The 24,307-nt window shown below is 73.2% G+C and carries 16 protein-coding genes; 7 read left to right on the top strand and 9 right to left on the bottom strand.

What is annotated here, in order from left to right; all coding sequences use genetic code 11:
- Positions 1–9: 9 nt before the first annotated feature.
- On the top strand, positions 10–1,002 hold the full coding sequence (locus AB6L24_RS36130) for an oxidoreductase (RefSeq protein WP_405662558.1): 993 nt from the start codon (positions 10–12) through the stop codon (positions 1,000–1,002).
- Between the two features lie 60 nt (positions 1,003–1,062).
- On the opposite strand, the gene AB6L24_RS36125 is transcribed toward AB6L24_RS36130, so the two are convergent.
- The 5 genes from AB6L24_RS36125 to AB6L24_RS36105 all read right to left on the bottom strand — a co-directional run bounded on the left by AB6L24_RS36125 (position 1,063) and on the right by AB6L24_RS36105 (position 7,859).
- Positions 1,063–2,283, bottom strand: a complete 1,221-nt coding sequence (locus AB6L24_RS36125; protein ID WP_405662556.1) for an XdhC family protein — start codon at positions 2,281–2,283, stop codon at positions 1,063–1,065.
- Between the two features lie 73 nt (positions 2,284–2,356).
- The gene (locus tag AB6L24_RS36120; protein WP_380856447.1) at positions 2,357–3,814 is read right to left on the bottom strand and encodes an NCS2 family permease; all 1,458 of its coding nucleotides are present in this window, start codon (positions 3,812–3,814) and stop codon (positions 2,357–2,359) included.
- Positions 3,815–3,976: 162 nt separating this feature from the next.
- On the bottom strand, positions 3,977–6,361 hold the full coding sequence (locus AB6L24_RS36115) for a xanthine dehydrogenase family protein molybdopterin-binding subunit (RefSeq protein WP_405662553.1): 2,385 nt from the start codon (positions 6,359–6,361) through the stop codon (positions 3,977–3,979).
- A gap of 2 nt (positions 6,362–6,363) precedes the next feature.
- Positions 6,364–6,969, bottom strand: coding sequence for a (2Fe-2S)-binding protein (locus AB6L24_RS36110; RefSeq protein WP_405662551.1), 606 nt, complete (start codon positions 6,967–6,969; stop codon positions 6,364–6,366).
- Positions 6,969–7,859, bottom strand: a complete 891-nt coding sequence (locus AB6L24_RS36105; RefSeq protein WP_380856453.1) for an FAD binding domain-containing protein — start codon at positions 7,857–7,859, stop codon at positions 6,969–6,971. The genes AB6L24_RS36110 and AB6L24_RS36105 overlap by 1 nt, the downstream gene beginning before the upstream one ends.
- A 385-nt stretch (positions 7,860–8,244) precedes the next feature.
- On the opposite strand from AB6L24_RS36105, the gene AB6L24_RS36100 reads away from it, so the two are divergent.
- Together AB6L24_RS36100 and AB6L24_RS36095 are read left to right on the top strand one after the other, a co-directional pair.
- Positions 8,245–9,939, top strand: coding sequence for a PucR family transcriptional regulator (locus AB6L24_RS36100; RefSeq protein ID WP_405663568.1), 1,695 nt, complete (start codon positions 8,245–8,247; stop codon positions 9,937–9,939).
- A gap of 184 nt (positions 9,940–10,123) precedes the next feature.
- Positions 10,124–10,900: a hypothetical protein gene (locus AB6L24_RS36095; RefSeq protein ID WP_087886296.1), complete on the top strand. Its 777-nt coding sequence runs from the start codon at positions 10,124–10,126 to the stop codon at positions 10,898–10,900.
- A 60-nt stretch (positions 10,901–10,960) separates the two neighbouring features.
- Here the strand turns inward: AB6L24_RS36095 and AB6L24_RS36090 are convergent, their stop codons facing one another.
- The gene (locus tag AB6L24_RS36090; RefSeq protein ID WP_405663565.1) at positions 10,961–11,839 is read right to left on the bottom strand and encodes a GntR family transcriptional regulator; all 879 of its coding nucleotides are present in this window, start codon (positions 11,837–11,839) and stop codon (positions 10,961–10,963) included.
- A 184-nt stretch (positions 11,840–12,023) separates the two neighbouring features.
- Between AB6L24_RS36090 and AB6L24_RS36085 the strand changes: the two genes are divergently transcribed.
- Positions 12,024–12,893 (top strand): (2Fe-2S)-binding protein, encoded by an 870-nt coding sequence (locus AB6L24_RS36085; RefSeq protein WP_405662548.1) that lies wholly within the window; start codon positions 12,024–12,026, stop codon positions 12,891–12,893.
- Positions 12,894–13,129: 236 nt separating this feature from the next.
- Positions 13,130–14,197, top strand: a complete 1,068-nt coding sequence (locus AB6L24_RS36080) for a DUF2637 domain-containing protein (RefSeq protein ID WP_405662545.1) — start codon at positions 13,130–13,132, stop codon at positions 14,195–14,197.
- Positions 14,198–14,625: 428 nt separating this feature from the next.
- On the opposite strand, the gene AB6L24_RS36075 is transcribed toward AB6L24_RS36080, so the two are convergent.
- Positions 14,626–15,069, bottom strand: coding sequence for an ATP-binding protein (locus AB6L24_RS36075; RefSeq protein ID WP_405662542.1), 444 nt, complete (start codon positions 15,067–15,069; stop codon positions 14,626–14,628).
- A 297-nt stretch (positions 15,070–15,366) separates the two neighbouring features.
- Here AB6L24_RS36075 and AB6L24_RS36070 point away from each other — a divergent pair, with 297 nt between their 5' ends.
- Positions 15,367–18,429 (top strand): alpha-mannosidase, encoded by a 3,063-nt coding sequence (locus tag AB6L24_RS36070; protein ID WP_405662539.1) that lies wholly within the window; start codon positions 15,367–15,369, stop codon positions 18,427–18,429.
- A gap of 729 nt (positions 18,430–19,158) precedes the next feature.
- On the opposite strand, the gene AB6L24_RS36065 is transcribed toward AB6L24_RS36070, so the two are convergent.
- Entirely contained in the window at positions 19,159–20,901 is a 1,743-nt protein-coding gene (locus AB6L24_RS36065; protein WP_380856469.1) for a pyruvate dehydrogenase, read from the bottom strand.
- A gap of 54 nt (positions 20,902–20,955) precedes the next feature.
- Positions 20,956–22,965, bottom strand: coding sequence for a protein phosphatase 2C domain-containing protein (locus AB6L24_RS36060; protein ID WP_405662537.1), 2,010 nt, complete (start codon positions 22,963–22,965; stop codon positions 20,956–20,958).
- A gap of 287 nt (positions 22,966–23,252) precedes the next feature.
- Between AB6L24_RS36060 and AB6L24_RS36055 the strand changes: the two genes are divergently transcribed.
- The gene (locus AB6L24_RS36055) at positions 23,253–24,284 is read left to right on the top strand and encodes a helix-turn-helix domain-containing protein (protein WP_405662535.1); all 1,032 of its coding nucleotides are present in this window, start codon (positions 23,253–23,255) and stop codon (positions 24,282–24,284) included.
- Positions 24,285–24,307 lie beyond the last annotated feature (23 nt).

Below are 24,307 nucleotides of genomic sequence, written 5' to 3'. Positions count from 1 at the left end.
ATGTGCCGCATGACGCAGCAGCAGAGCCAGCAGTACGGGCAGCGCGGGCAGCAGCAGACGGGGGAGGGCGGCTGGGACGCCGCCTCGATACCGGACCTGACCGGCCGGACGTACGTCGTCACCGGCGCCAACAGCGGCCTCGGCCTCGCGACCGCCCGCGCCCTCGCCCACCGGGGCGCGCACGTGGTCCTCGCGGTGCGGGACGAGGCGAAGGGCCACCGCGCCGCCGCCGACATCACCGCCGACCGGCCGGACGCGACCCTGGAGGTACGCCCCCTCGACCTGGCCGACCTCGACTCGGTGCGCGCCTTCGCCGCCGCCCTGCACGCCGACCGCACCGGCCTGGACGGCCTCGTCAACAACGCGGGCGTGATGGCCCCGCCCCGGACGCTCAGCGCGCAGGGCCACGAATTGCAGTTCGCCGCCAACCACTTGGGCCACTTCGCGCTCACAGGGCTACTGCTCGACCTGCTGGCGGCGACGCCGGACTCCCGTGTGGTCACGGTGACTTCCACCAACCACCGGCAGGGCCGCCTCGCCTTCGACGACCTCGCCGGCGAGCGGACGTACTCCCCCATGGCGTTCTACAACCAGTCCAAGCTGGCCAACGCCGTCTTCGGCCACGAGCTCCACCGCCGTCTGACCGAGGCGGCGAGCCCCGTCCGCAGCCTCCTCGCCCACCCCGGCTACACCGCCACCAACCTCCAGACGGCCGCCCCGACCGGCCTGGTCAAGTTCCTCTTCGGCCGCCTCCTCAAGCCCCTGGCCCAGTCCGCCGACCGGGGCGCCCTCCCCCAGCTCTACGCGGCCACGGCCCCGGAGGCCCAGGGCGGCGACTTCATCGGCCCCGACGGCCCGGCGGAACTGCGCGGCGCCCCCAAGCGGGTCCGCCTCTCCCCCGAAGCGACGAAACCCGAGACCGCGACCCGCCTCTGGACCTTGTCGGAGGACCTGACCGGGGTGCACTTCACGTTCCGGGGGCTGAGCCCGTCCGGCGATTGAGGACGAGCGCGCAGCGCGATGAACAGCAACCCCGTCCGGGGGCACCGACCGGGTCCGACCTCAGGCGACCGACCCGATCCGCCCGCCCACCTTCCGCGTTCCCTCATGGTGGATGGGCGTGTGCGCCCCGGTGAGCGAGACCCCGCTCCCACCCCGCCGCGAGGCGACGATCTCCGCGGCGATCGACAACGCCGTCTCCTCCGGCGTGCGCGCCCCGAGATCGAGCCCGATGGGTGAGCGGAGGCGGGCCAGCTCCAGCTCGGTGACGCCGACTTCCCGCAGGCGCCGGTTGCGGTCCTGGTGGGTGCGGCGCGAGCCCATGGCGCCGACGTAGGCCACCGGAAGCCGCAGCGCGAGCCGCAGCAGCGGCACGTCGAACTTGGCGTCGTGCGTGAGGACGCACAGGACGGTGCGGCCGTCGACGTCGGTGCGCTCCAGGTACTCGTGCGGCCACGCGACGACGATCTCGTCGGCGTCGGGGAAGCGGGCGGGCGTGGCGAAGACGGACCGGGCGTCGCAGACGGTGACGTGGTAGCCGAGGAACTTGCCGACGCGGACGAGGGCGGAGGCGAAGTCGATGGCCCCGAAGACGATCATCCGGGGCGGCGGTACGGAGGACTCGACGAGGACGGTCAGGGGCTGCCCGCAGCGCGAGCCGTCCGCGCCGATCGCGACGGTCCCGGTGCGGCCCGCGTCCAGGAGGGCACGTGCCTCGCCCGCCACGGTCCGGTCCAGCTCGGGGTGCCCGCCGAGGCCGCCCTCGTAGCGGACGGCGGCGTCCGGCGCGACCTCGTCCGGGGGCCCGTCGCCGTGCGCGGCCCCCTCGGCCCCGGTTCCGGCGTCCGCGCGGACGAGCAGGACCTGCCCCATCAGCTCGGCGGGGCCTTCGGTGATCCGGGCGACGGCGGCCGCCTCGCCCCGGGCCGCGGCGGCGAGGGCCGCGGCGTACACCGGCCGCGCGGGAGAGTCCGCGCGGACCGGCGCCACCATGATGTCGATGACTCCGCCGCAGGTCAGGCCCACGGCGAAGGCGTCGTCGTCGCTGTAGCCGAAGCGTTCGACGACGGTTTCGCCGTCGTCGAGCGCCTGTCGGCACAGCTCGTACACCGCTCCCTCCACACAGCCCCCGGAGACCGACCCGATCGCCGTGCCGTCGCTGTCGACGGCGAGGGCGGCACCGGGCTGCCGGGGCGCGCTCCCGCCGACGGCCACGACGGTGGCGACGGCGAAGTCACGTCCCTGCTCGACCCACCGGTTCAGCTCTTCGGCGATGTCCAGCATGTCGGTCTCCTCAAGGGCTCTGCGGAGCCTCCCCGAGAGGCTCCCCACGGTCGTGTGCGGGGCGGGCGGCGCCTCAGTGGACGCCCATCCAGCTTTCGATGGGGCTGAGGGCGAAGTACACGATGAAGATCAGGGTCAGGCCCCACATGAAGGCCCCGATCTCCCGTGCCTTGCCCTGCGCGATCTTGATGGCGACCCAGGAGATGACACCCGCCGCGACACCGGTGGTGATGGTGTACGTGAAGGGCATCAGGACCACGGTCAGGAACACCGGGATCGCGGTGGCGCGGTCGGCCCAGTCGACGTGCCGTGCGTTCATCATCATCATCGCTCCGATGACGACGAGCGCGGCGGACGCGACCTCCTGCGGGACGATCGCGGTCACGGGCGTGAAGAACAGGCAGGCCGCGAAGAACAGGCCGGTCACGACGGAGGCGAGGCCCGTACGGGCGCCTTCGCCGACGCCGGTCGCGGACTCGACGAAGACGGTCTGTCCTGAGCCGCCCGCCACGCCGCCGATGGCGCCGCCGGCGCCGTCGATGAACAGCGCCTTGGACAGGCCGGGCATGCGGCCCTTGTCGTCGGCCAGGTTGGCCTCCGTACCGACGCCGATGATCGTCGCCATCGCGTCGAAGAAGCCCGCGAGCACCAGGGTGAAGACGATCATGCCGACCGTCATCGCGCCGACCTCGCCCCAGCCGCCGAACTCGACGTCCCCGAAGAGCGAGAAGTCGGGCGTGGAGACCGCGCTGCCGTGCAGCTCGGGGGCGCCGTTGGCCCACTGCTTGGGGTTGATGACGTCCATCGCGTTCAGGGCGACGGCGACGACGGTGCCGGTGATGATGCCGATCAGGATGGCGCCGGGGGTGTTGCGGGCCTGCAGCATGAAGATCAGGAGCAGGGTGCCGGCGAAGAGCAGGACGGGCCAGCCCTGGAGCTCGCCGGCCGGGCCGAGGGTCAGCGGGGTGGCCTTGCCCTGGTGGACGAAGCCGCCCTTGACCAGGCCGATGATGGCGATGAACAGGCCGATGCCCATGGTGATGCCGTGCTTGAGCGCGAGCGGTATCGCGTTCATGATCATCTCGCGGAGCCCGGTGACGACCAGGAGCATGATCACCACGCCGTACATCACGCACATGCCCATGGCCTGCGGCCAGGTCATCTCGGGCGCGACCTGGGAGGCGATGACGCCGGACACGGAGAGCCCGGCGGCCAGGGCCAGCGGCACCTTGCCGACGAAGCCCATGAGCAGGGTGGTGACGGCCGCGGCGAAGGCCGTCGCGGTGATGAGGGCCTTCTGCCCCATCGTGTCGCCCGCCGCGTCCTTGCCGGACAGGATCAGCGGGTTGAGCAGGACGATGTACGCCATCGCCATGAAGGTGGTGATGCCGCCGCGCACCTCACGCGCGACCGTCGATCCTCTGAGGGATATGTGGAAGTACCGGTCGAGCCAAGACCGTCCCGCGGGGACGCGCGAGCCGGGGCCCGCGTCCTCCGCGGTGGTCTTGGGCTCCACTGATTGCTGGGTCATGGTGCCTACTCCCAAGGTTCACAGGGGCACCCGCAGAGCTGCGGGATTTGGGATGGTGCGTGGGCTGCACGACCCGGGGGACGGCCCGAGACGAACTTGAGGAGAGGGGGTCCGGGGGACGAGAGTCCCCCGGTTCCCCTTTTTCTGCTGACCCCGGAGGGTTTACGTGCCGGTGAGGTGTTCGGGACGTACCGGCGTCTTGTTGAGCTCCAGACCCGTGGCCGCGCGGATCGCCGCGAGGACGGCCGGGGTCGAGGAGAGGGTGGGGGCCTCGCCGATGCCGCGGACGCCGTAGGGCGCGTGCGGGTCGGCGAGCTCCAGGTAGTCGACCGGGATGGTCGGGGTGTCGAGGATGGTCGGGAGCAGGTAGTCCGTGAAGGAGGGGTTCTTCACCTTCGCGGTCTTCGGGTCGACGATGATCTCCTCCATCACCGCGACGCCCAGGCCCTGCGTGGTGCCGCCCTGGATCTGGCCGATGACGGAGAGCGGGTTGACCGCCTTGCCGACGTCCTGGGCGCAGGCCAGTTCGATGACCTTGACCAGGCCCAGCTCGGTGTCGACCTCGACGACCGCGCGGTGCGCGGCGAAGGCGTACTGGACGTGGCCGTTGCCCTGCCCGGTGCGCAGGTCGAAGGCCTCGGTGGGGCGGTGCCTGAACTCCTCCTCCACCTCCACGGCCTCGTCCTCCAGGACGTCCACGAGGCTGGCGAGGGCCTCGCCGCCGTCGGTGACGACCTTGCCGCCCTCCAGGAGGAGTTCGGCGCTCGCCCAGGCCGGGTGGTACGAGCCGAACTTGCGCCGGCCGATCTCCAGGACCTTCCCGCGGACGATCTCGCAGGAGTTCTTGATGGCGCCGCCGGTCATGTACGTCTGCCGGCCCGCGGAGGTCGATCCGGCCGAGCCCACCTGGGTGTCGGCGGGGGCGATGGTGACCTGCTGGACGCCGAGTTCGGTGCGGGCGATCTGCGCGTGGATGGTGACGCCGCCCTGGCCGACCTCGGCCGCCGCGGTGTGCACGGTGGCCACGGCCTCGCCGTTGATGACCTCGATGCGGATCTTCGCGGTCGAGTAGTCGTCGAAGCCCTCGGAGAAGCCGACGTTCTTGATGCCGACCGCGTAGCCGACGCCGCGGACGACGCCCTCGCCGTGCGTGGTGTTGGACAGACCGCCGGGCAGCGCGCGGACGTCGGCGCCCTCGCTGGACTCCCACTGGCGCTCGGGCGGCATGGGGCGGGCCTTGACCCGGCGAAGCAGCTCGGCGACGGGAGCGGGCGAGTCGACCGGCTGCCCGGTCGGCATGATCGTGCCCTGCTCCATCGCGTTCTTCTGCCGGAACTCCACCGGGTCCATGCCCAGCTTCGCCGCCAGCTTGTCCATCTGGGCCTCGTAGGCGAAGCACGCCTGGACCGCGCCGAAGCCGCGCATCGCCCCGCAGGGCGGGTTGTTGGTGTAGAGGCCGATCGCCTCGATGTCCACGTCGTCGATGACGTACGGGCCGACCGAGAGGGACGAGGCGTTGCCGACGACCGAGGGGGTCGAGGACATGTAGGCGCCGCCGTCCAGGACGATCTTGCACTTCATGTGCGTGATCTTGCCGTCCTTGGTGGCGCCGTGCTCGTAGTACAGCTTCGCCGGGTGCCGGTGGACGTGGCCGAAGAAGGACTCGTACCGGTTGTAGACCATCTTCACCGGCTTGCCGGTGCGCAGCGCGAGCACGGAGGCGAGGATCTGCATCGAGATGTCCTCGCGGCCGCCGAACGCGCCGCCGACCCCGGCCATCGTCATGCGCACCTTCTCCTCGGGCAGGCCGAGGCAGGGGGCGATCTGCTTGAGGTCGGAGTGCAGCCACTGGGTGGCGACGTACAGGTCGACGCCGCCGTCCTCGGCGGGCACCGCGAGGCCGGACTCCGGGCCGAGGAAGGCCTGGTCCTGCATGCCGAAGGTGTACTCGCCCTTGACGATCACGTCGGCCCTCTTGGCGGCCTCGGCGGCGTCGCCGCGGATGATCGGCTGGCGGTGCACGATGTTCGGGTGCGGGGCGTGCCCGGCGTGGTGGTCGCCGCGGTTCTCGTGGACCAGGACCGCGTCGGGGGCGGTCGCGGACGCCTCGTCCGTGATGACCGGCAGCTCGCGGTACTCGATCTTGATCTTCGCGGCGGCGCGGCGCGCGGTCTCCGGGTGGTCCGCGGCCACGAGGGCGATCGGCTCGCCGTGGTGGCGGACCTTGCCGTAGGCGAGGACGGGGGTGTCCTGGTACTCCATGCCGTAGTTCTTCGCGGCCGGCAGGTCGTCGGCCGTGAGGACGGCGTAGACGCCGGAGAGGGCCAGGGCCTCGGAGGTGTCGATGGACACGATCTCGGCGTGCGCGACCGTGGAGCGCAGGGCCTGGCCCCAGAGCATCTCCTCGTGCCACATGTCCGAGGAGTAGGCGAACTCGCCGGTGACCTTCAGGGTGCCGTCGGGGCGGAGCGTCGACTCGCCGACGCCGCCCTTCGTCTGGGAGCCCTGGGTGACGTTGGCGGGGATTCCGGTGGTGGTGCCAGCCATGATCAGACCGCCTCTCCCTGGCGGGCCGCAGCCAGGCGGACCGCGTCGAGGATCTTCTCGTAACCGGTGCAGCGGCAGAGGTTGCCGGAGAGCGCCTCGCGGATGTCCGCGTCCGACGGGGTGTCGTTGCGCTCCAGGAGCTCGTCGGCCGCGACCAGCAGACCGGGGGTGCAGAAGCCGCACTGGACGGCGCCCGCGTCGATGAACGCCTGCTGGATGGGGCTGAGTTCGGCGCCCTCGCCGGTCTGCGAGTCAGTGGCCCCGCCGGCAGAATGAGCGCGCCACTGCTGGGCGTCCTGGAGCGAGGTGCCGCAGGCGCCGGTGGCGCAGCCGCCGCCCGGGTGGGCGCTCTCGCGGTGCTTGGCGTAGTCGGCGAGGCCCTCGACGGTGGTGACCTCGCGGCCCTCCACCTGTCCGGCCGCGACCAGGCACGAACACACCGGCACGCCGTCGAGGCGGACCGTGCAGGAACCGCACTCGCCCTGCTCGCAGGCGTTCTTGGAGCCGGGCAGGCCCATGCGCTCGCGCAGCACGTAGAGGAGGGACTCGCCCTCCCAGACGTCGTCGGCTTCCTGGGGACGGCCGTTGACCGTGAAGTTGACACGCATTACGCGACTCCCTCCGTGCTGCGGCCCGTGCCGCGGTAGGACTCCCACGTCCAGCCGAGTGTGCGGCGGGCCATGATGCCGACGGCGTGGCGGCGGTAGCTCGCGGTGCCGCGGACGTCGTCGATGGGGTTGGCGGCGCCGGAGGCGAGCTCCGCGAACTGCTTGGCGACCGACGGGGTGATGATCTTCCTGTTGTCCCAGAAGCCGCCCTCTTCGAGCGCCGCGTTCAGGAACTCCTCGGCGGCCTTCGCCCGGATGGGCGTGGGGGCGGCCGAGCCGATGCCGGTGCGCACCGTGCGGGTCTCGGGGTGCAGCGCGATGCCGAAGGCGCACACGGCGATGACCATGGCGTTGCGCGTACCCACCTTGGAGTACTGCTGCGGGCCGTCGGCCTTCTTGATGTGCACGGCCCGGATCAGCTCGTCCGGGGCGAGGGCGTTGCGCTTCACGCCGGTGTAGAACTCGTCGATCGGGATCAGCCGGGAGCCGCGCACGGACTCCGCCTCGACCTCGCAGTCGGCGGCGAGCAGCGCCGGGTGGGCGTCGCCGGCCGGGGACGCGGTGCCGAGGTTGCCGCCGACGCCGCCGCGGTTGCGGATCTGCGGCGATGCCACCGTGTGCGAGGCGAGCGCGAGGCCGGGCAGCTCGGCGCGCAGGTTCTCCATGATGTCCGTGTACGGGACCGAGGCGCCGAGCCGCACGGTGTCCGCACCGACCTCCCACTCCCGCAGCTCACCGATGCGGTTGAGGTCCAGCAGGTACTCCGGACGACGGTGGTCGAAGTTGATCTCGACCATGACATCGGTGCCACCCGCAATCGGCACAGCGGTGGGGTGCTCGGCCTTCGCGGCGAGCGCTTCCTCCCAGCTGGCGGGGCGAAGGAAGTCCATGAGTGGCTCTCTCTTCGTGATCGTGCCTGGCGGCCGGGTCCCGCTGGGGAACCGGCCGGGGCTTGACTGTCTGACGAGCCGGGGCGAACGTTCCGGCCAAGGTTCCGGCCGAAGCGGTCCTTCGCCTCTCGACTACTCGTTCATGTGCTGTTAACGCGGAGTGGGGCAAGTACACCGCCCGGTCGTCCGATGGGGTCAGTCACCGAAACCATGAAGGAGTTGGCTGGCCAAGGCGCGAGTCTTGTAGATTCGTATGAAGAACGGCCCCCAGTAACCTCGCGGATTCCCTCTAGAAACCGCGGAGCCTTCGGGACTCACCGGCCCCCGGGTTCGTCCGGGGCTCCGGCCACACGTGAAATCGAGACAGATCGGCGGCGACGACACCATGCGGCTGCGCGCACTCCTTGACACCGACGCGCTGGGCCTCAGGCTGCTCGGCGGCGAGGACGAGCTGGACCGCACCGTGCGTGGCGTGATGACCACGGACCTGCGCGACCCCAGCCGCTACCTCGCGGGCGGCGAGCTGGTGCTCACCGGTCTCGCGTGGCGCAGAGACGCCTCGGACACCGAGCCTTTTGTACGTATTCTCGCAGCCGCCGGGGTCGCCGCCCTTGCCGCGGGCGAGGCGGAGCTGGGCTCCATCCCCGACGACCTGGTCGAGGCCTGCGCCCGGCACCGCCTGCCGCTGTTCGCGGTCAACGAGTCGGTGGCGTTCGCGACGATCACCGAACACGTCGTGCGCCAGGTGTCCGGCGAGCGCGCCGGCGACCTGGCGGCCGTCGTGGACCGCCACCGCCGCCTGATGACCTCGGGCCCCGCGGGCGGCGGCCCCGACGTGGTCCTCGACCTGCTCGGCACCGACCTGGACCTGCGGGCCTGGGTGCTCTCCCCCGCCGGACGGCCCATCGCCGGGGCGGGCACGGCGGGCCCGGCCCTGCCCGCGGCCGTCTGCGCGCGGCTCGCCGGGGAGCAGCTGGCCGCCGCGAGGACGGGGCGCAGAGGCCCGCACCGGGTGAGCGTGGACGGGGTCACGTACTCGCTGTTCCCCATTCGGTCCAGTGGCCGGGGTGCGGTCGGCGCGTCCCGGGACGTGCGCGAGACGGTCCTCTCGGACTGGCTGCTCGCCGTCGAGGCGGACGCGGGCGACTGGCCCGAGGAGCGGCTCGATCTGCTCCAGGGCGTCACCCAGCTGATCGCCGTGGAGCGGGACCGCAGGGACGCGGCGCGCACGGTGCGCCGCCGCCTCGCCCAGGAGGTCCTCGAACTGGTCCAGACGGGCGCGGCACCCGCCGAGATCGCGGCGCGCCTGCGGGTCGCGGCGCCGGTGCTGCTGCCCGGGCTCGGGACGGCGCCGCACTGGCAGGTCGTGGTGGCGCGGGTGGAGTGGGAAGCCGCGGTCGGCGCCGAAGGATCGGGCATCGAGGGCGGCCCGGTCGCCCAGTCCCTCCTGGAGGAGATCCTGGTCGACCCGACGGCGGCCGGGCCCGACCCGTCCGACCGGATCGCGGTGGCCCACACCGGCGACGAGGCCATCGCGCTGGTGCCGCTGCCCGCGCTGTCCGCCGATGTGGACGGCGCCGAGCCGGGGCTGCTCGCGGACTCGCTGCTCTCGGCCGTGCGGGAGCCGCTCTCGGCGGGTCTCGCGGACGACGGGCGGCTCACGATCGGCGTCAGCGCGTCCGTGCACTCGGCGGAGGGGCTGCGGGGCGCCCTGGAGGAGGCCCGGCACGCCCGCAGGGTCGCTGCGGCGCGGCCGGGCCGGGTGTGCGCGGCGGGCCACCAGGAGCTGGCCTCGCACGTGCTCCTTCTGCCCTTCGTGCCCGACGACGTGCGCCGCGCGTTCACCGCGCGCCTGCTCGACCCGCTGCGCGAGTACGACCGCAGGCACCGCGCCGAGCTGATCCCGACCCTGGAGGCGTTCCTCGACTGCGACGGCTCCTGGACGCGCTGCGCGACCCGGCTGCACCTGCACGTCAACACGCTGCGCTACCGGGTCGGGCGTATCGAGCAGTTGACGGGCCGTGACCTTTCCCGACTTGAGGACAAGCTGGACTTCTTCCTGGCCCTGCGCATGAGTTGAGGCCCTGGGGCGGATTCTCAGGGGCCGCGGGCGTCTCCGCGGCCCCGCGCCCTCCACCTGTCCCTCGGCTCTCGTTCCCCCTCGTTTGTGAAATCTTTCACCCATCCCCTTGGCCGAGCGCGCCGATCCGTGCTGAGATTCGCCCACGACTCAACAGCTCAATGGCGCGCTAGGGGAGGGCAACGTGGCGCATACCGCCATGTCTGGTACCGGAACGAATGCTCAGAACGATCCACTCCAGACCGCGGTATGGCGGCTGCGCTCGCGCGGTTGCTGGACCGACGCGGCGGCGCTGCTCGCCACCCGAGAGGGCGCGGACGTCGCCGTCCAGAGAACCTCGCTCCTCATCGAGCGCTGCCTGTTCACCGGCGAGGGCTGGGACGAGGCCGAGGACAGCCTGCGCACGGCGGAGGCGGTCGCCGACGATGACGACGCCCGCGGTGCCGCGGCCTGCGAGCGCGGCCAACTCGCGTACGCGGCCACGGTGTTGGGCGTACGGGACCGGGCCGACGAGGCCCGCACCGCGCTCGGCAGGGCGGCCGCGCTGCTGGCCCCCGGGTCCTCCGGGCGCCCCCTGCTCGACTTCCGCCGCGGCCTGATCGCCGAGCACATCGCGGACTCCCCGCAGGCGGCCCGCGCCGCCTACCGCCGCGCCCACGCCGGGGCCACCGCCCACGACGACCCGCTCCTGCTCTCCTTCACCTGGCGCCATCTGGCCGGACTCGCCCTGCGCGAGGGCGAGTTGGCCGACGCGCGGCACGGCTTCGCGGAGTCCCTGCGGCTGCGCGAGGAGCTGGGCTTCCTCGTCGGCACGGCCCCGGCGCTCGCCGCCCTCGCGGACGCGGAGCCCGAACCGGAGGCGTCCCGGCTCCGTGCCGAGGCGACCCGTCTTTTCCGGCTCCTCGGCGGGGTGCCGTCGTGGCTTGCGGCACAGCTGACGCCGCCCGCGCCGGCGGCCTGAGGCAGGGGCCGCGCGGCGGCCGGCGCGGGCGGCGTTCCCGTCCGGCGGGCCGCCGCCGGGTCAGACGTCGCCGCCCGTGAAGTGCTCGCGCACCAGGGACTGGACCACCGGCAGGTCGCGGGCGACCAGGGCGTCCAGGAGGGCCATGTGCTCGGCTGCGTCGGCCACGAGGTCGGCGCGGCGGCCCGCGACGGGGCCCGTCACCAGGGGCCACTGGGAGCGGCGGTGCAGGTCGTCGGCGACCTGGACGAGCTGCTGATTGCCGGAGAGGCCGAGCAGGGCGCCGTGGAAGGCCCGGTCCGCCTCGGCGTAGCGGGCCAGGTCGGCGCAGGCCGCGGCGGCCACGGTCGCCTCCGCCAGGGGGCGAAGGCGCGCCCAGGCCTCCGCGGGCACGCTGCGGGCGAGCCGCAGCATCACGGGCACCTCGATCAGCGCCCGCACCTCCGCCAGCTCCCCCAGCTCACGCGCCCCGCGCCGGGTGACCCGGAAGCCGCGGTTGGGGACCACCTCCACCGCGCCTTCGAGCGCGAGCTGCTGCATGGCCTCGCGCACGGGCGTCGCCGAGACCCCGAAGCGCTCGCCGAGGGCCGGGGCGGAGTACACCTCGCCCGGCGCGAGCTCGCCGCCGACCAGCGCGGCGCGCAGGGCGTCGAGCACCTGGCCGCGCACGGAGGTGCGCTGCATGGGCTTGCGCGGGGGCGGGACGCCGAGGCGGCGGGCCGGTATGTCCGGGACGGCGTCGTCGGTCCCGTCGGGGGCGCCGCCGCCAGAGCCGCCGTCGGGGCCGCCGTGGGTGTGCTCACCCCGCGCCGCCGCGTCCGCCTGCCCTGACCCCGACTGCCCCGACTGCCCCGCCTGCCCCGACTGTCCGCACGGCTCAAGCTGCCCGGACCGCTCAGGCTGCCCCGACTGCTCCGGCACGCGCCCGGCGGCGCGCATGGCGGTCACATCCGCCGTCCGCGCTCCCGCCCGCTCCACGCTTGCCTCCCGCACTTCCGCGCCCCGTCCGTCCGAAACGTACGAGAAGCACCATAGGCGGACACGACCGCAGTTGAAACCTCGATCATGTTGGGTAAGGTTAGGCTTACCTGCAATCGATCGATTGATTCGGTGGTCCCCGCGCATGTCCGTTCCCACCCTGGAAAGCGGCGCTCGACGTACGGAGCACGCTCAGAGCCCCGTCACCGCCGCCTACGCCCGCCTCACCGAGGTGTTCCCCGGGCTGCGCATCCAGGAGCTGGCCGAGGACGAACAGCCGCCGCGGGGCGGTGGCTGGGTGGGCGCGGCCGGGCTCGCGGAGGCCGGGGCCGCGTTCGAGGAGTTCCTCGCCTGGGACGACGCGCAGGTCGTCAAGGACTACGGCCAGCAGGCCCGCCCGGACGTCGTCGCCAGCTTCGGCCTGCACCGCTACGCCTGGCCCGCCACCCTGCTGTTCACGGTGCCGTGGTTCCTCCAGCGCCGGGTGCCGAGCTATCCGGTGGAGAACGTCTTCTTCCAGCGCGCCCTCGGCAAGATCGCCGTGCGCCCGGGCGGCTTCGTCTGTCTGCCGGACGACCCGGCGGCCACGCTGCCCGGCGCCCGGGTCGTGGCGGACGAGGAGGCGCTGCGCGCCGCGCTGCGGGCGGCGGTGGCGGAGCACATGGGGCCGCTGCTCGACGGCTTCGGACCGCGGATGCGGCGCCGGGGCCGGGCGCTGTGGGCCGTCGCCACGGACGAGATCGTCGAGGGCCTCTGGTACGTGGCCCACCTCCTCGGCGAGGAGCAGCGTGCCACGACCGAGCTGGAGCAGCTGCTCCCGGGCGCCACGAAGCCGTACGTCGGCACCGCCGCGTTCCGCGAACTCACCGGTCCGAACGGCGAGAAGCTGCCCACCCGGGACCGCGCGAGCTGCTGCATGTTCTACACCCTGCGGCCCGCCGACACCTGCGTCACGTGCCCCCGTATGTGCGACGCCGACCGCGTCGCCAGGCTGACGGCCGACGCCGCGAGCTGACCTCCCCGGCGGCCCCCGAACGCCGCCGCCGGGCCGCCCCCGCCCCGAACCACCCCTTCGTGCGCGTTTAATCGAACCCAATTCCAGCGCCTCCCGCGTGAGTTCGAGGTATTCGGCGCTCGGTACGGCCTTCACCACCCCCTTGGCGTCCTCTTGCCGCAAAACCGCCTTGGGCGCTGTGCGGGGTGGGCCACTATGGCGCCCGAACTCGCCCTACGCGACGCAAGGGACGCCAGATGAGACTGACCGACATATCGCTGGACTGGCTGCTGCCCGGCGGGATTCTGCTCCTGGGCATGGCAGTCGCGGTGGCGGTACTCGCGCGGGGCAGGAAGGCCCAGGCGAAGGTGGCCACCAGCGACGACTCGTGGGAGCGCAACGAGGAGCGCCGCAGGCGCAAGGAAGCCGTCTACGGCACCGCCTCCTACGTCCTCCTCTTCTGCTGCGCGGCGGTCGCCGCCGCCCTCTCCTTCCACGGACTTGTCGGCTTCGGCCGGCAGAATCTGAACCTCTCCGACGGCTGGGAGTACCTGGTCCCCTTCGGTCTCGACGGCGCCGCCATGTTCTGCTCCGTCCTCGCGGTGCGCGAGGCGAGCCACGGCGACGCGGCGCTCGGCTCGCGGCTCCTGGTGTGGACGTTCGCGGGGGCCGCCGCCTGGTTCAACTGGGTGCACGCGCCGCGCGGCATCGGGCACGCGGGTGCCCCGCAGTTCTTCGCCGGGATGTCGCTGTCCGCGGCCGTGCTCTTCGACCGGGCCCTGAAGCAGACCCGCAGGGCCGCGCTGCGCGAGCAGGGGCTCGTGCCGCGGCCGCTGCCGCAGATCCGCATCGTGCGGTGGCTGCGGGCGCCGCGGGAGACCTTCGGCGCGTGGTCGCTGATGCTGCTCGAAGGCGTACGCACCCTCGACGAGGCCGTCGAGGAGGTGCGTGAGGACCGGCGCGAGAAGGAGCAGGCGCGGACGCGGCGGCGGGACCAGGAGAAGCTGGAGCGGGCGCAGCTCAAGGCCATCAGCCGGGGGCATCGCGGGTACCACGGGCGCGGTGCGCGTCAGGTGGACGTCCAGGTCGGCTCCTCGGGCGGGTCCGCGCAGGTCGGCGCGGACCCTGCCATAGGTGCGCCGCCGCCATCGCCGCCGCCCCAGGACGAGCTTCCCGTACGGCACCGGCCCTCCCTTCAGGCCGTGCCGAGTGACCCGTCCGCTCCCGTCACCGTCGACCTCACCGCCGAGGACGACACCCAGACGTTGCCCCGGCTCGACTCCCTGGAGCAGAAGCTGAAGGATCTCGAGCAGCAGTTCGGGTGAAGCTCGGCCGCGGGCCCCGCGCTCGGACCGGCCGAGCAACAGCCCGGCACCCTCAGCCCCTCGCGGGTCACCCCCGATCGGCGCTCCGCGCCCCGTCCTCAAACGCCGGACGGGCTCTCTCCCACCCACCCGCCCCAGCCATTCACCAGCTTGGCAACAGCCCGGCACCCTCAGGCCCGCCCCAGGTGACCTTCCAAGCCCACATCGGCGACGCCTTCAGCCCGTCCGGCGCTTGAGGACGAGCGCGAAGCGCGACCGGGGGCAACCCCTTCCGGGCTGAAGGTGCCGGGCCGGTACAAGTTCGGGCGGGTGGGTGGGAGAGAGCCTGTCCGGCGATTGAGGACGAGGCGCGGAGCGCCGATTCGGGGGAGGACTGTCCCACCCGCCACGGAACACCCACCCCCGGAGCCCAGGGGCGCAGCGCGGGATCAGCCCGAGCCCGCGTCCAGCTCGAACCACACCACCTTGCCCACCCCGTGCACCCGCACCCCCCACGCGTCGGCGAGGGACTGGACGAGGAGCAGCCCACGCCCGTGGGTGTCCTCGGCGTCCTCGGGCACCCGGGGCCGCGGCCGACGGGCAACGAAGTCCCGGACCTCGACCCGCAGCCGCCCCGGCCCCACCGTGGCGGTGAGCACCGCGTCCCTGTCGGTGTGCACGAGCGCGTTGGTGACCAGCTCACTGGCAAGCAGCTCCGCCGTCTCGGCCCGCCCGGGCCGCCCCCAGTGCCGCAACAGCTCCCGCAACGCACCCCGCGCCTCCGGCACCGCCCGCAGATCGGCACGCCCGAGCCGCCGCCGCAGCTGCGCCCGCCCGGTCCCGGGCGCACCCCCGGCCGTATCGTCCCCACGCTGCGGAGCGGACGCCGCCACACCGACGGAGCCGACGGAACCGACCGACCCGACGGAATCGGTGGCAGCTCCTCCTCTTAGGTGTCTCGTCATGACCCCCGCCCACCCGTTGCCCACCATGACCAAGCCCCCCGACCGGTCTCCATCTCGAAATCTCGAACACGCTCACGGAATGCATTCCCGTCCCGTCAGGCCGCACTCATGTCCATTCGTCAATCAAAGGGACGGATGCGCCGATGGGTTGGGGGGAAGTGAAGCCGAGTACGCCCCGACCGTCCCCCGGTCGACCCCCGTGAGCGAGAACGCGAAGGAGCCGCCGTGCACGACGACCGACCGCTGGTGGAGGAGCGCCTGGAGCGCGCGCTGCGGCAGTTCATCAGGCCCGCCCAGTACGCGGCGCGGGTGCCCCTCGCCCTGTCCGTGTGGCACGCGCCGGGCGAGCCGGTGCCCGTGGCCGAGGCCCTCGCGGAGACGTATGAGCCGTTCACGGCCGGATCCGACTGGGGAAAGCCCTGGTCGACGAGCTGGTTCCGGCTGGAGGGCGAGGTGCCTCGGGAGTGGGAGGGGCGGCATGTGGAGGCGGTGATCGACCCCGGGTTCACCGGGGAGGGCCCGGGCTTCCAGGCGGAGGGCCTGGTGTACGACGCCTCGGGGGTGCCCTTGAAGGGCATTCACCCGCGCAACCGTCATGTGCCGGTGGCCTCCCGCGCGCGGGGCGGCGAGCCGGTGCGGCTACTGCTCGAAGCGGCGGCCAATCCGACCGTGCTGCACGACTTCGTACCGACCCCGCTCGGCGACATCCTGACGGCCGGCGATCGGCCCATCTACCGATTCGCGGCTGCCGACCTCGCCGTACTGGACGAGGACGTCTGGCAGCTGATTCTGGACATCGAGGTCCTCGACGAGCTGATGCGGGAACTGGACCCGGCCAGGCCGCGACGGCACGAGATCCTGCGGGCCGTCGAGGACATGCTCGACGCGCTCGACCTGCACGACGTGGCGGGGACCGCGGCCGCGGGCCGGGCCGCGCTGGCCGACGTGCTCTCGCGACCCGCCGCCGCGAGCGCCCACCGCGTATCGGCTGCCGGGCACGCGCATATCGACTCGGCGTGGCTGTGGCCGCTGCGCGAGACGGTGCGCAAGGCGTCCCGCACGTTCGCCAATGTGACGGCGCTCGCGCGTGACTATCCGGAGCTGGTGTTCGCGTGCTCGCAGGCGCAACAGTACGCGTGGGTGAAGGAGCACCAGCCGCACATCTGGGAACGCATCAAGAAGGCCGTCACGGACGGCAATTGGGCCCCGGTGGGGTCGATGTGGGTGGAGTCGGACGCCAACATGCCGGGCGGCGAGGCACTCGCGCGGCAGATCGTGCACGGCAAGCGGTTCTTCCAGGAGGAGTTCGGCGTCGACACGGAGGAGATCTGGCTGCCGGACTCCTTCGGGTACACGGCCGCGTTCCCGCAGCTGGCGAAGCTCGCGGGCGTACGGTGGTTCCTCACGCAGAAGTTGAGCTGGAACCAGTCCAACAAGATGCCGCACCACACCTTCTGGTGGGAGGGCATCGACGGGACGCGGGTCTTCACGCACTTCCCGCCGGTCGACACCTACAACTCCCAGCTGCACGGCACCGAACTCGCCCACGCGGAGCGGAACTTCGCCGACAAGGGCCGCGCGACCCGCTCCCTGGTGCCGTTCGGCTGGGGCGACGGCGGCGGCGGTCCGACCCGCGAGATGATGGAGCGGGCGCGCCGCCTGCGCTCCCTGGAGGGCTCGCCGCGCGTCGAGGTCGAGCGGCCCTCGGCGTTCTTCGCCGCGGCCGAGGAGGAGTACGGCGAGCGGGCACCCGTGTGGTCCGGGGAGCTGTATCTGGAGCTGCACCGGGCGACGTACACCTCGCAGGCGGCCACCAAGCGCGGCAACCGGCGCACCGAACACGCCCTGCGGGAAGCCGAGTTGTGGTGCGCGGCGGCCGCCGTGAAGGACGCGGCGTACGCCTATCCGTACGACGACCTGGACCGGCTGTGGAAGACGGTCCTGCTGCACCAGTTCCACGACATCCTGCCCGGCTCCTCCATCGCCTGGGTGCACCGCGAGGCCCGCGACACCTACGCGCGCGTCCTCGCCGAGCTGGACTCCCTCACCGCCGAGGCGGTGCGCCACCTCGGCGGCGGCGAGGCCTCCGTGCTCAACTCGTCGCCGTACGAACGCAGCGAGGTCGTCGAGCACGAGGGGCGGCTCGTGCACGTGCACGTCGGCGGCCTCGGCACCCGCGGGCTCGCGGAGGCGGCCGGGCAGGAGCGGGAGCCGGGGGCCGTCACCTCGGCGACCCGCACCGGACAGGAGATCGTGCTGTCCAACGAGCACCTGCGGGTCACCATCGACTCCGACGGGCTGCTCGCCTCCGTCCTCGACCGGGCCGCCGACCGCGAGGTCCTCGCCCCCGGCAGCCGCGGCAACCTCCTCCAGCTGCACCCCGACCACCCCACCCACTACGACGCGTGGGACCTCGACAAGCACTACCGCCACCGGCACACCGACCTCACCCGGGCCGAGTCCGTGGAGCTGGTCGAGGACGGGCCGCTGCGGGCCTCCGTGCGGGTCGTGCGGGTCTTCGGCGCCGGGTCGCGGATCACGCAGGAGCTGCGGCTCGCCGCGGGCAGCCGCCGTCTCGACGTCGTCACCGAGGTCGAGTGGCGCGAGTCGGAGAAGGTGCTCAAGGCCGCGTTCCCACTGGACGTGCAGGCCGAACGGTCCGCCGCGGAGATCCAGTTCGGGCATGTGCAGCGGCCCACGCACGCCAACACCTCCTGGGACGCGGCGCGCTTCGAGATCTGTGCGCACCGGTGGCTGCGGGTGGCCGAGGACGGGTACGGGGTCGCGGTGCTCAACGACTCCACGTACGGGCACGACGTGACCCGGGTCGCGCACGCCGAAGGGCTCGGGACGACCGTGCGGCTCACCCTCCTGCGGGCGCCGCACAGTCCCGACCCGGACACCGACGTCGGCACCCACCACTTCACCTACGCGCTGCTGCCCGGGGCCGAGACGGGGGACGCCGTCGCCGAGGGGCTCGCCCTCAATCTGCCTCTGCGGGTCGCCTCCGCGCCCGCTGTGGCGCCCCTCGTGCGGGTCGATCATCCCGGGGTGACCGTCGAGTCGGTCAAGCTCGCGGAGGATCGTAGTGGGGATGTGGTGGTGCGGCTGTACGAGTCCCGGGGTGGGCGGGCCCGGGCCGTCCTCACGACCTCGTTCCCCGTCACCCGGGCCGACGTCACCGACCTCCTGGAACGCCCCCTCCACCCCGCCGACACCTCCGGCGCGGGTCTCTCCCTCACCCTCCGCCCCTTCCAGATCCTCACCCTCCGCCTGCACCCGGCCTAACCCTCGCGGGGCGCCCCAGTCCCACCCCTTCTCCGATCCCAGGGCTCCGCCCCTGGACCCCGGGGGTGGGACTCCCCTCCGGGCCGGCCGAAGACACCCCCGAATCGGCGCTCCGCGCCTCGTCCTCAAACGCCGGACGGGCTGAAATACCCCGGGGCGGGCCGGAGAGGCGCTGCGGCGTGAGCCGTTTCGGGGCTGAAAGTGCCGGGCTGCTGCTCAGCCCAAGCAATGGCGGGGGCGGGCGGGTGGGAGAAAGCCCGTCCGGCGCTTGAGGACAAGGCGCGAAGCGCCGATTCGGGGGCGACCCACGGAGGGCCGAAGGTGCCGGGCTTTCGGGCAAGCCCGTGCAGGTTCGGGCGGGCGGGTGGGAGAAAGCCCGTCCGGCGCTTGAGGACGAGGCGCGAAGCGCCGATTCGGGGGCGATCCACGGAGGGCTGAAGGCGCCGGGCTTTCGGGCAAGCCCGTGCGAGTCCGGGCGGGCGGGCGGGAGAAGGCCCGTCCGGCGCTTGAGGACGAGGCGCGAAGCGCCGATTCGGGGGCGACCCACGGAGGGCTGAAGGTGCCGGGCTTTCGGGCAAGCCCGTGCAGGTTCGGGCGGGCGGGTGGGAGAAAGCCCGTCCGGCGCTTGAGGACGAGGCGCGAAGCGCCGATGCGGGGGTGAGACCGGCAGGGCTGGGGGCGCCGGGCTGTCGGGCAGGGTGGTGCGAGTTCAAGAGGGTGCGCGCCCGTTCAGGGGCGTGGCACGTTGCGGAGGTTGGAGCGGGCCAGCTGAACCATGCGTCCCACCCCACCGTCAAGGACGATCTTGCTGGCGGAGAGCGCGAACCCCGTGACCATCTCGGAGCTGATCTTGGGCGGGATCGACAGCGCGTTGGGGTCGGTGACGATGTCGACGAGGGCGGGCCCCTTGTGGGCGAAGGCGTCCTTGAGGGCACCCGCGAGCTGCTTGGGCTTCTCCACGCGCACGCCGTACGCCCCGGCGGCCCGAGCGACGGCGGCGAAGTCGGGGTTGTGGTTGGTGGTGCCGTACGAGGGCAGCCCAGCGACCAGCATCTCCAACTCCACCATCCCGAGCGAGGAGTTGTTGAAGAGGACGACCTTCACCGGCAGGTCGTACTGGACGAGGGTGAGGAAGTCCCCCATCAGCATGGAGAACCCACCGTCACCGGACATGGAGACGACCTGCCGCTCGCGGTCGACGAACTGGGCACCGATGGCCTGCGGCAGCGCGTTGGCCATGGAGCCGTGGCTGAAGGAGCCGATGATGCGCCGCTTGCCGTTCGGGGAGAGGTAGCGGGCGGCCCAGACGTTGCACATGCCGGTGTCGACGGTGAAGACGGCGTCGTCGGCGGCGAGGTCGTCGAGGACGGAGGCGACGTACTCCGGGTGGATGGGGATGTGCTTCTCGACCTTGCGGGTGTACGCCTTGATGACGCCTTCGAGCGCGTCGGCGTGCTTCTTCAGCATCTTGTCGAGGAACTTGCGGTTCGACTTCGGCGAGACGCGCGGCGTGAGACAGCGCAGCGTCTCACGCACGTCGCCCCAGACGGCGAGGTCCAGCTTCGAGCGCCGGCCCAGGTTCTCGGGGCGCACGTCGACCTGGGCGATCTTCACGTCGTCGGGCAGGAAGGCGTTGTACGGGAAGTCGGTGCCGAGCAGGATGAGGAGGTCGCACTCGTGGGTGGCCTCGTACGCGGCGCCGTAGCCGAGGAGCCCGCTCATGCCGACGTCGTACGGGTTGTCGTACTGGATCCACTCCTTGCCGCGCAGCGCGTGCCCCACCGGTGACTTGATCTTCTCGGCGAACGCCATCACCTCGGCGTGCGCGCCCGCCGTGCCGCTGCCGCAGAACAGCGTGACCCGGTCGGCCTCGTCGATCATCGCGGCGAGCTTGTCGATCTCGGTGTCGCCGGGCCGCACGGACGGCCGGGACGTCACGAGGGCGGTCTCGGCGGCCTTCTCCGGGGCGGGCTCGGAGGCGACGTCACCGGGCAGCGACACCACGCTGACGCCGGACCGGCCGACGGCGTGCTGGATGGCCGTCTGCACCAGGCGCGGCATCTGCTTGGGGCTGGAGATCAGCTCGCTGTAGTGGCTGCACTCGCGGAACAGCTGGTCGGGGTGGGTCTCCTGGAAGTAGCCGAGGCCGATCTCGGAGGACGGGATGTGGGAGGCCAGGGCGAGGACCGGCGCCATGGAGCGGTGCGCGTCGTAGAGGCCGTTGATGAGGTGCAGGTTGCCGGGGCCGCAGGAGCCCGCGCAGGCGGCGAGGGAGCCGGTGATCTGGGCCTCCGCGCCGGCCGCGAACGCCGCGGTCTCCTCGTGCCGGACCTGGATCCAGTCGATCGCCTTGGTGCGGCGGATCGCGTCGACGACGGGGTTCAGGCTGTCCCCGACGACTCCGTAGAGGCGTTTGACTCCGGCGCGTACGAGGATGTCGACGAACTGTTCGGCGACGTTCTGCTTGGCCATCTCTTCATGCACCCCTTCACTCTCGTTGGGTCCATGAATTCACAGCGGCGCCGCTCACGCCTCCCAAACGGCGGCAGCGGTGCGATCGTCCGCGTATCCCTTCACCCGCACCTGGGTGTCGGCGAGGAACGCGGCGAGTCCCGGCGGGCCGCCCTCGGCCCAGCGGCGGGTGAGATGGCGGGCCAGCTCCGGCTCGCCCCGCAGCGGCTCGGCGAGGCCGCCGCTGCACAGCAGCAGCGTGTCACCCGGGCGGGCGACGGAGGCCCGGAACCGGAACGGGTCGCGCGGCGGCGCGGGCGCGGGCTCGTACGGGCTCGGGGGCGTCGTGATGCCCAGGTCCATGGTGAGCCGGTCGCCGTCGGGGGTCTCGGCGGGCGGTGAGCCGAAGCCGACGACGGGCTCGCCCGCCGTGTCCGCCGTGCGGGGCTCTATGTCCTGCCACTCGCCGCCGCGCAGCCGGAACAGGCCGCCCGCGCCGACGCCGAAGAACACGCGGGTGCGGCACTCGGGGTCGGCGGGAAGCAGCAGGCAGCGCAGCGTCGCCGTGTACTCGTCGGGTTCCAGGCCGAGTTCGCTGGCGCGGGCGCGGAGCTTGCCGAGACTGCGGTCGGTGAGGCGGTGCAGGCCCGACTTGAGGTCGCCGCGGCGCGCGGCGCGGATGTCCTGGGCGAGACGGCTGTGGCTGCGGCCCACGGCACGGCCGATCCAGGCGCAGGCGTCGGCCGCGGCCCGGTGCGCGCCCGGCGTGGCGCGGGCGCCGGTGGCCATGGCGACCAGGACGAGGGCGTCCTCGCCGGCGCCGAAGCGGGCGGTGAGCAGCGCGTCGCGGCGCGGCTCGCCCCGGAACCGGGCCGAGTCGCCGCGCACGGACGCGGCCCGCAGGGTGCTCGTGCCGTACCGCGCGCCGTCGAGCACGGTGTCCGCGACCAGTTCGCCGAGGGCGTCCGGGTCGGCCACGGGCAGGCCCGTCGGCTCCGCCTCGTACGTGGGCGGCCCGTCCCCGACGTACGCGGGCACCCCGATCGGCACCTCCGTGTCACCCCGCGCCGCCCCGTCTCCGGCATCGGTCCCGCTCGTCGGACTCCCCTCGCTCGACACCCGCCCCTCGGCCGTCGAGGCCTCCGGGGGCTCGGCCCGCCGCCCCGAAGGGAACGTGACGGGCCCGACGGCGGCGACGGTGGCCGACCAGGGGGCGGGGGCGCGGTAGGCGGGCGGGTGCTGGGGGCGGTCGGGGGGCGGGCCTGAGGGCGGGGAGGCGGGTGGTGAGGGAGGCGTTGAGCGGGGTCTTGAGGGCAGTGCTGAGGGAGGTGGTGAGGCGGGGCGCTCAGGGGGTGCGGTGCGCCCGGAAGGGGGCGGAGGCTCGGCAGGCGCAGCGGGTGCGGGGGTGCCGAGGGGGGCGGGCGGGGGCGGGGGTGTCGCGGGTGGGGAGGGTGGGGAGGGTGGGGAGGGTGGGCTGGAGGTGGAGGTGGAGGTGCCTGCGGTCGCCGGGTGGCGGGGTGGTTCCGGAGCCGAGGGACGCGGTGGCTCCGGAACCGAGGGCCGGGGCGCCTCCGGAGCCGGGGGCCGGGGCGCCTCCGGGACCGCAGGCCGAGGTGGTTCCGGAGCCGCAGGCCGAGGTGGTTCCGGGACCGCGGGCCGGGGCGGCTGGGGTGGTTCCGGCGTGGGGCGGTGAGGTGGCCGTGGGGCCGATGAGGTCAACCAGCCCGGGAGATCCTCGCGTTGGTCGGGGGCGGCCCCGCGCTCGGCCGGGTCCGCGTCGCGCTGCCCGGGAACCCCCCGCGCCCCGGAGCCCCCGGCCTCGTGCGCGTCACGGCCGTCGGCGGCACCGGGCCCGACACCCGCCCCGCCGCCACCCTCAGCGCCCACGGCGCCCTCAGCGACCTCTGCACCTTCGTCCCCGTCAGCCACCGTGTCCGACGCCGAAGCGAAGCGGTCGTCCAGGGTGTCGGCGGCCTTGGCCGGGCCCGTGTCGTCCTTCGACTCGTCGTACAACTGGCCCCACCAGTCGTCCTCCTGGCCGGAACGGGCCCCGTGACCGGTGTGCCTCTCCCCCTGCTGGCTCATGCCCCTATTGTCCACCGCACAGGGCGTACGAAAACGGTGCATGAAGAAATTCCGGCCGTCACGGGCGGGGGTGGGCCGGGGTGGCGCGGAAAGCGCCGGGCGGCCCCACCCCCCACGGGAGGACCGCCCGACGCAGGGGGACACCTTGGCAGACCGGCGGGTGCTGCGGGGATGATGTTCGCGGCGGGTTTACGCCGTGGCCGCTTTCCGCCACGGCGACGCGGACCGCGCCAGGACGATCGGGAGGCCCGGCCTGCCCGGAACGCATCGGGGAGGGACGGCGCCGCATGCTGGCTGCGATAGGCCTGGACGAGACGCACGAGGCGGCGTACCGCGCGCTGGTGTCGGTGGGCGCCGCCGACGTGCCCGACCTGGCGCGCCGGCTCACCCTGGGCGAACCGGAGACCGAGCGGGCGCTGCGCCGCCTGGAGCGGCACGGCCTGGCCGCGCAGGCCTCGGGCCGGGCGGGCCGCTGGGTGGCCGCGCCGCCCGGGGTCGCCCTCGGCGCGCTGCTCACCCAGCACCGGCACGAGCTGGAGAAGGCCGAGCTGGCGGCGACGCTGCTCGCCGAGGAGTACCGCGCGCGGGCCGCCGAGCCCACCGTCCACGACCTGGTCGAGGTGGTGACCGGGGCCGCCGCCGTCTCCCAGCGCTTCCTCCAGCTCCAGCTCGGCGCGAGCCGTGAGGTGTGCGCCCTGGTGACGGGCAGGCCGGTGGCGGTCACGGGCGTGGAGAACGACGCGGAGGAGCAGGCCGCGAACCGGGGTGTGCGCTACCGCGTGGTCATCGAGCGCGAGGTCCTCGCCGCGCCCACGGGCCTCATGGAGGTCGCGGCGGCCATGCGGCGCGAGGAGCGGATCCGGGTCGCCGACCGCGTGCCGACGAAGCTGGTGGTCGCCGACGGCACCCTCGCGATGGTGCCGCTGACGTCGCGGACGGCGGAGCCCGCCGCGCTCGTGGTGCACGCGAGCGGCCTCCTGGAGTCCCTGACGGGCCTGTTCGAGGCGGTGTGGCGGACGGCGCTTCCGCTGCGCCTCGGCGAGGGCGACGCGGTGCGCGAGGCGGGCGCCGACGGACCGGACGGCACGGACCTGGAGGTCCTCTCGCTGCTCCTCGCCGGGATGACCGACGCCAGCGTCGCCAAGCAGCTCGACCTGGGCCTGCGGACCGTGCAGCGCCGGGTCAAGCGGCTGATGGAGCTGACCGGCGTGACGACCCGCCTCCAGCTCGGCTGGCACGCGTACGAGCGCGGCTGGGTGGCCCGCGAGGCGGCCGCGGGCCCCCTCGGGAGCGCCCCCCACTCGGACCCCCGGGACTGACCCCGACCTGCGGTTTCGTACCC

The organism is Streptomyces sp. RK9, from assembly GCF_045070545.1.
In the GTDB taxonomy this organism is placed as follows: Bacteria; Actinomycetota; Actinomycetes; order Streptomycetales; family Streptomycetaceae; genus Streptomyces; species Streptomyces alboflavus.
This window is presented reverse-complemented; position numbering and strand designations above follow the sequence as displayed.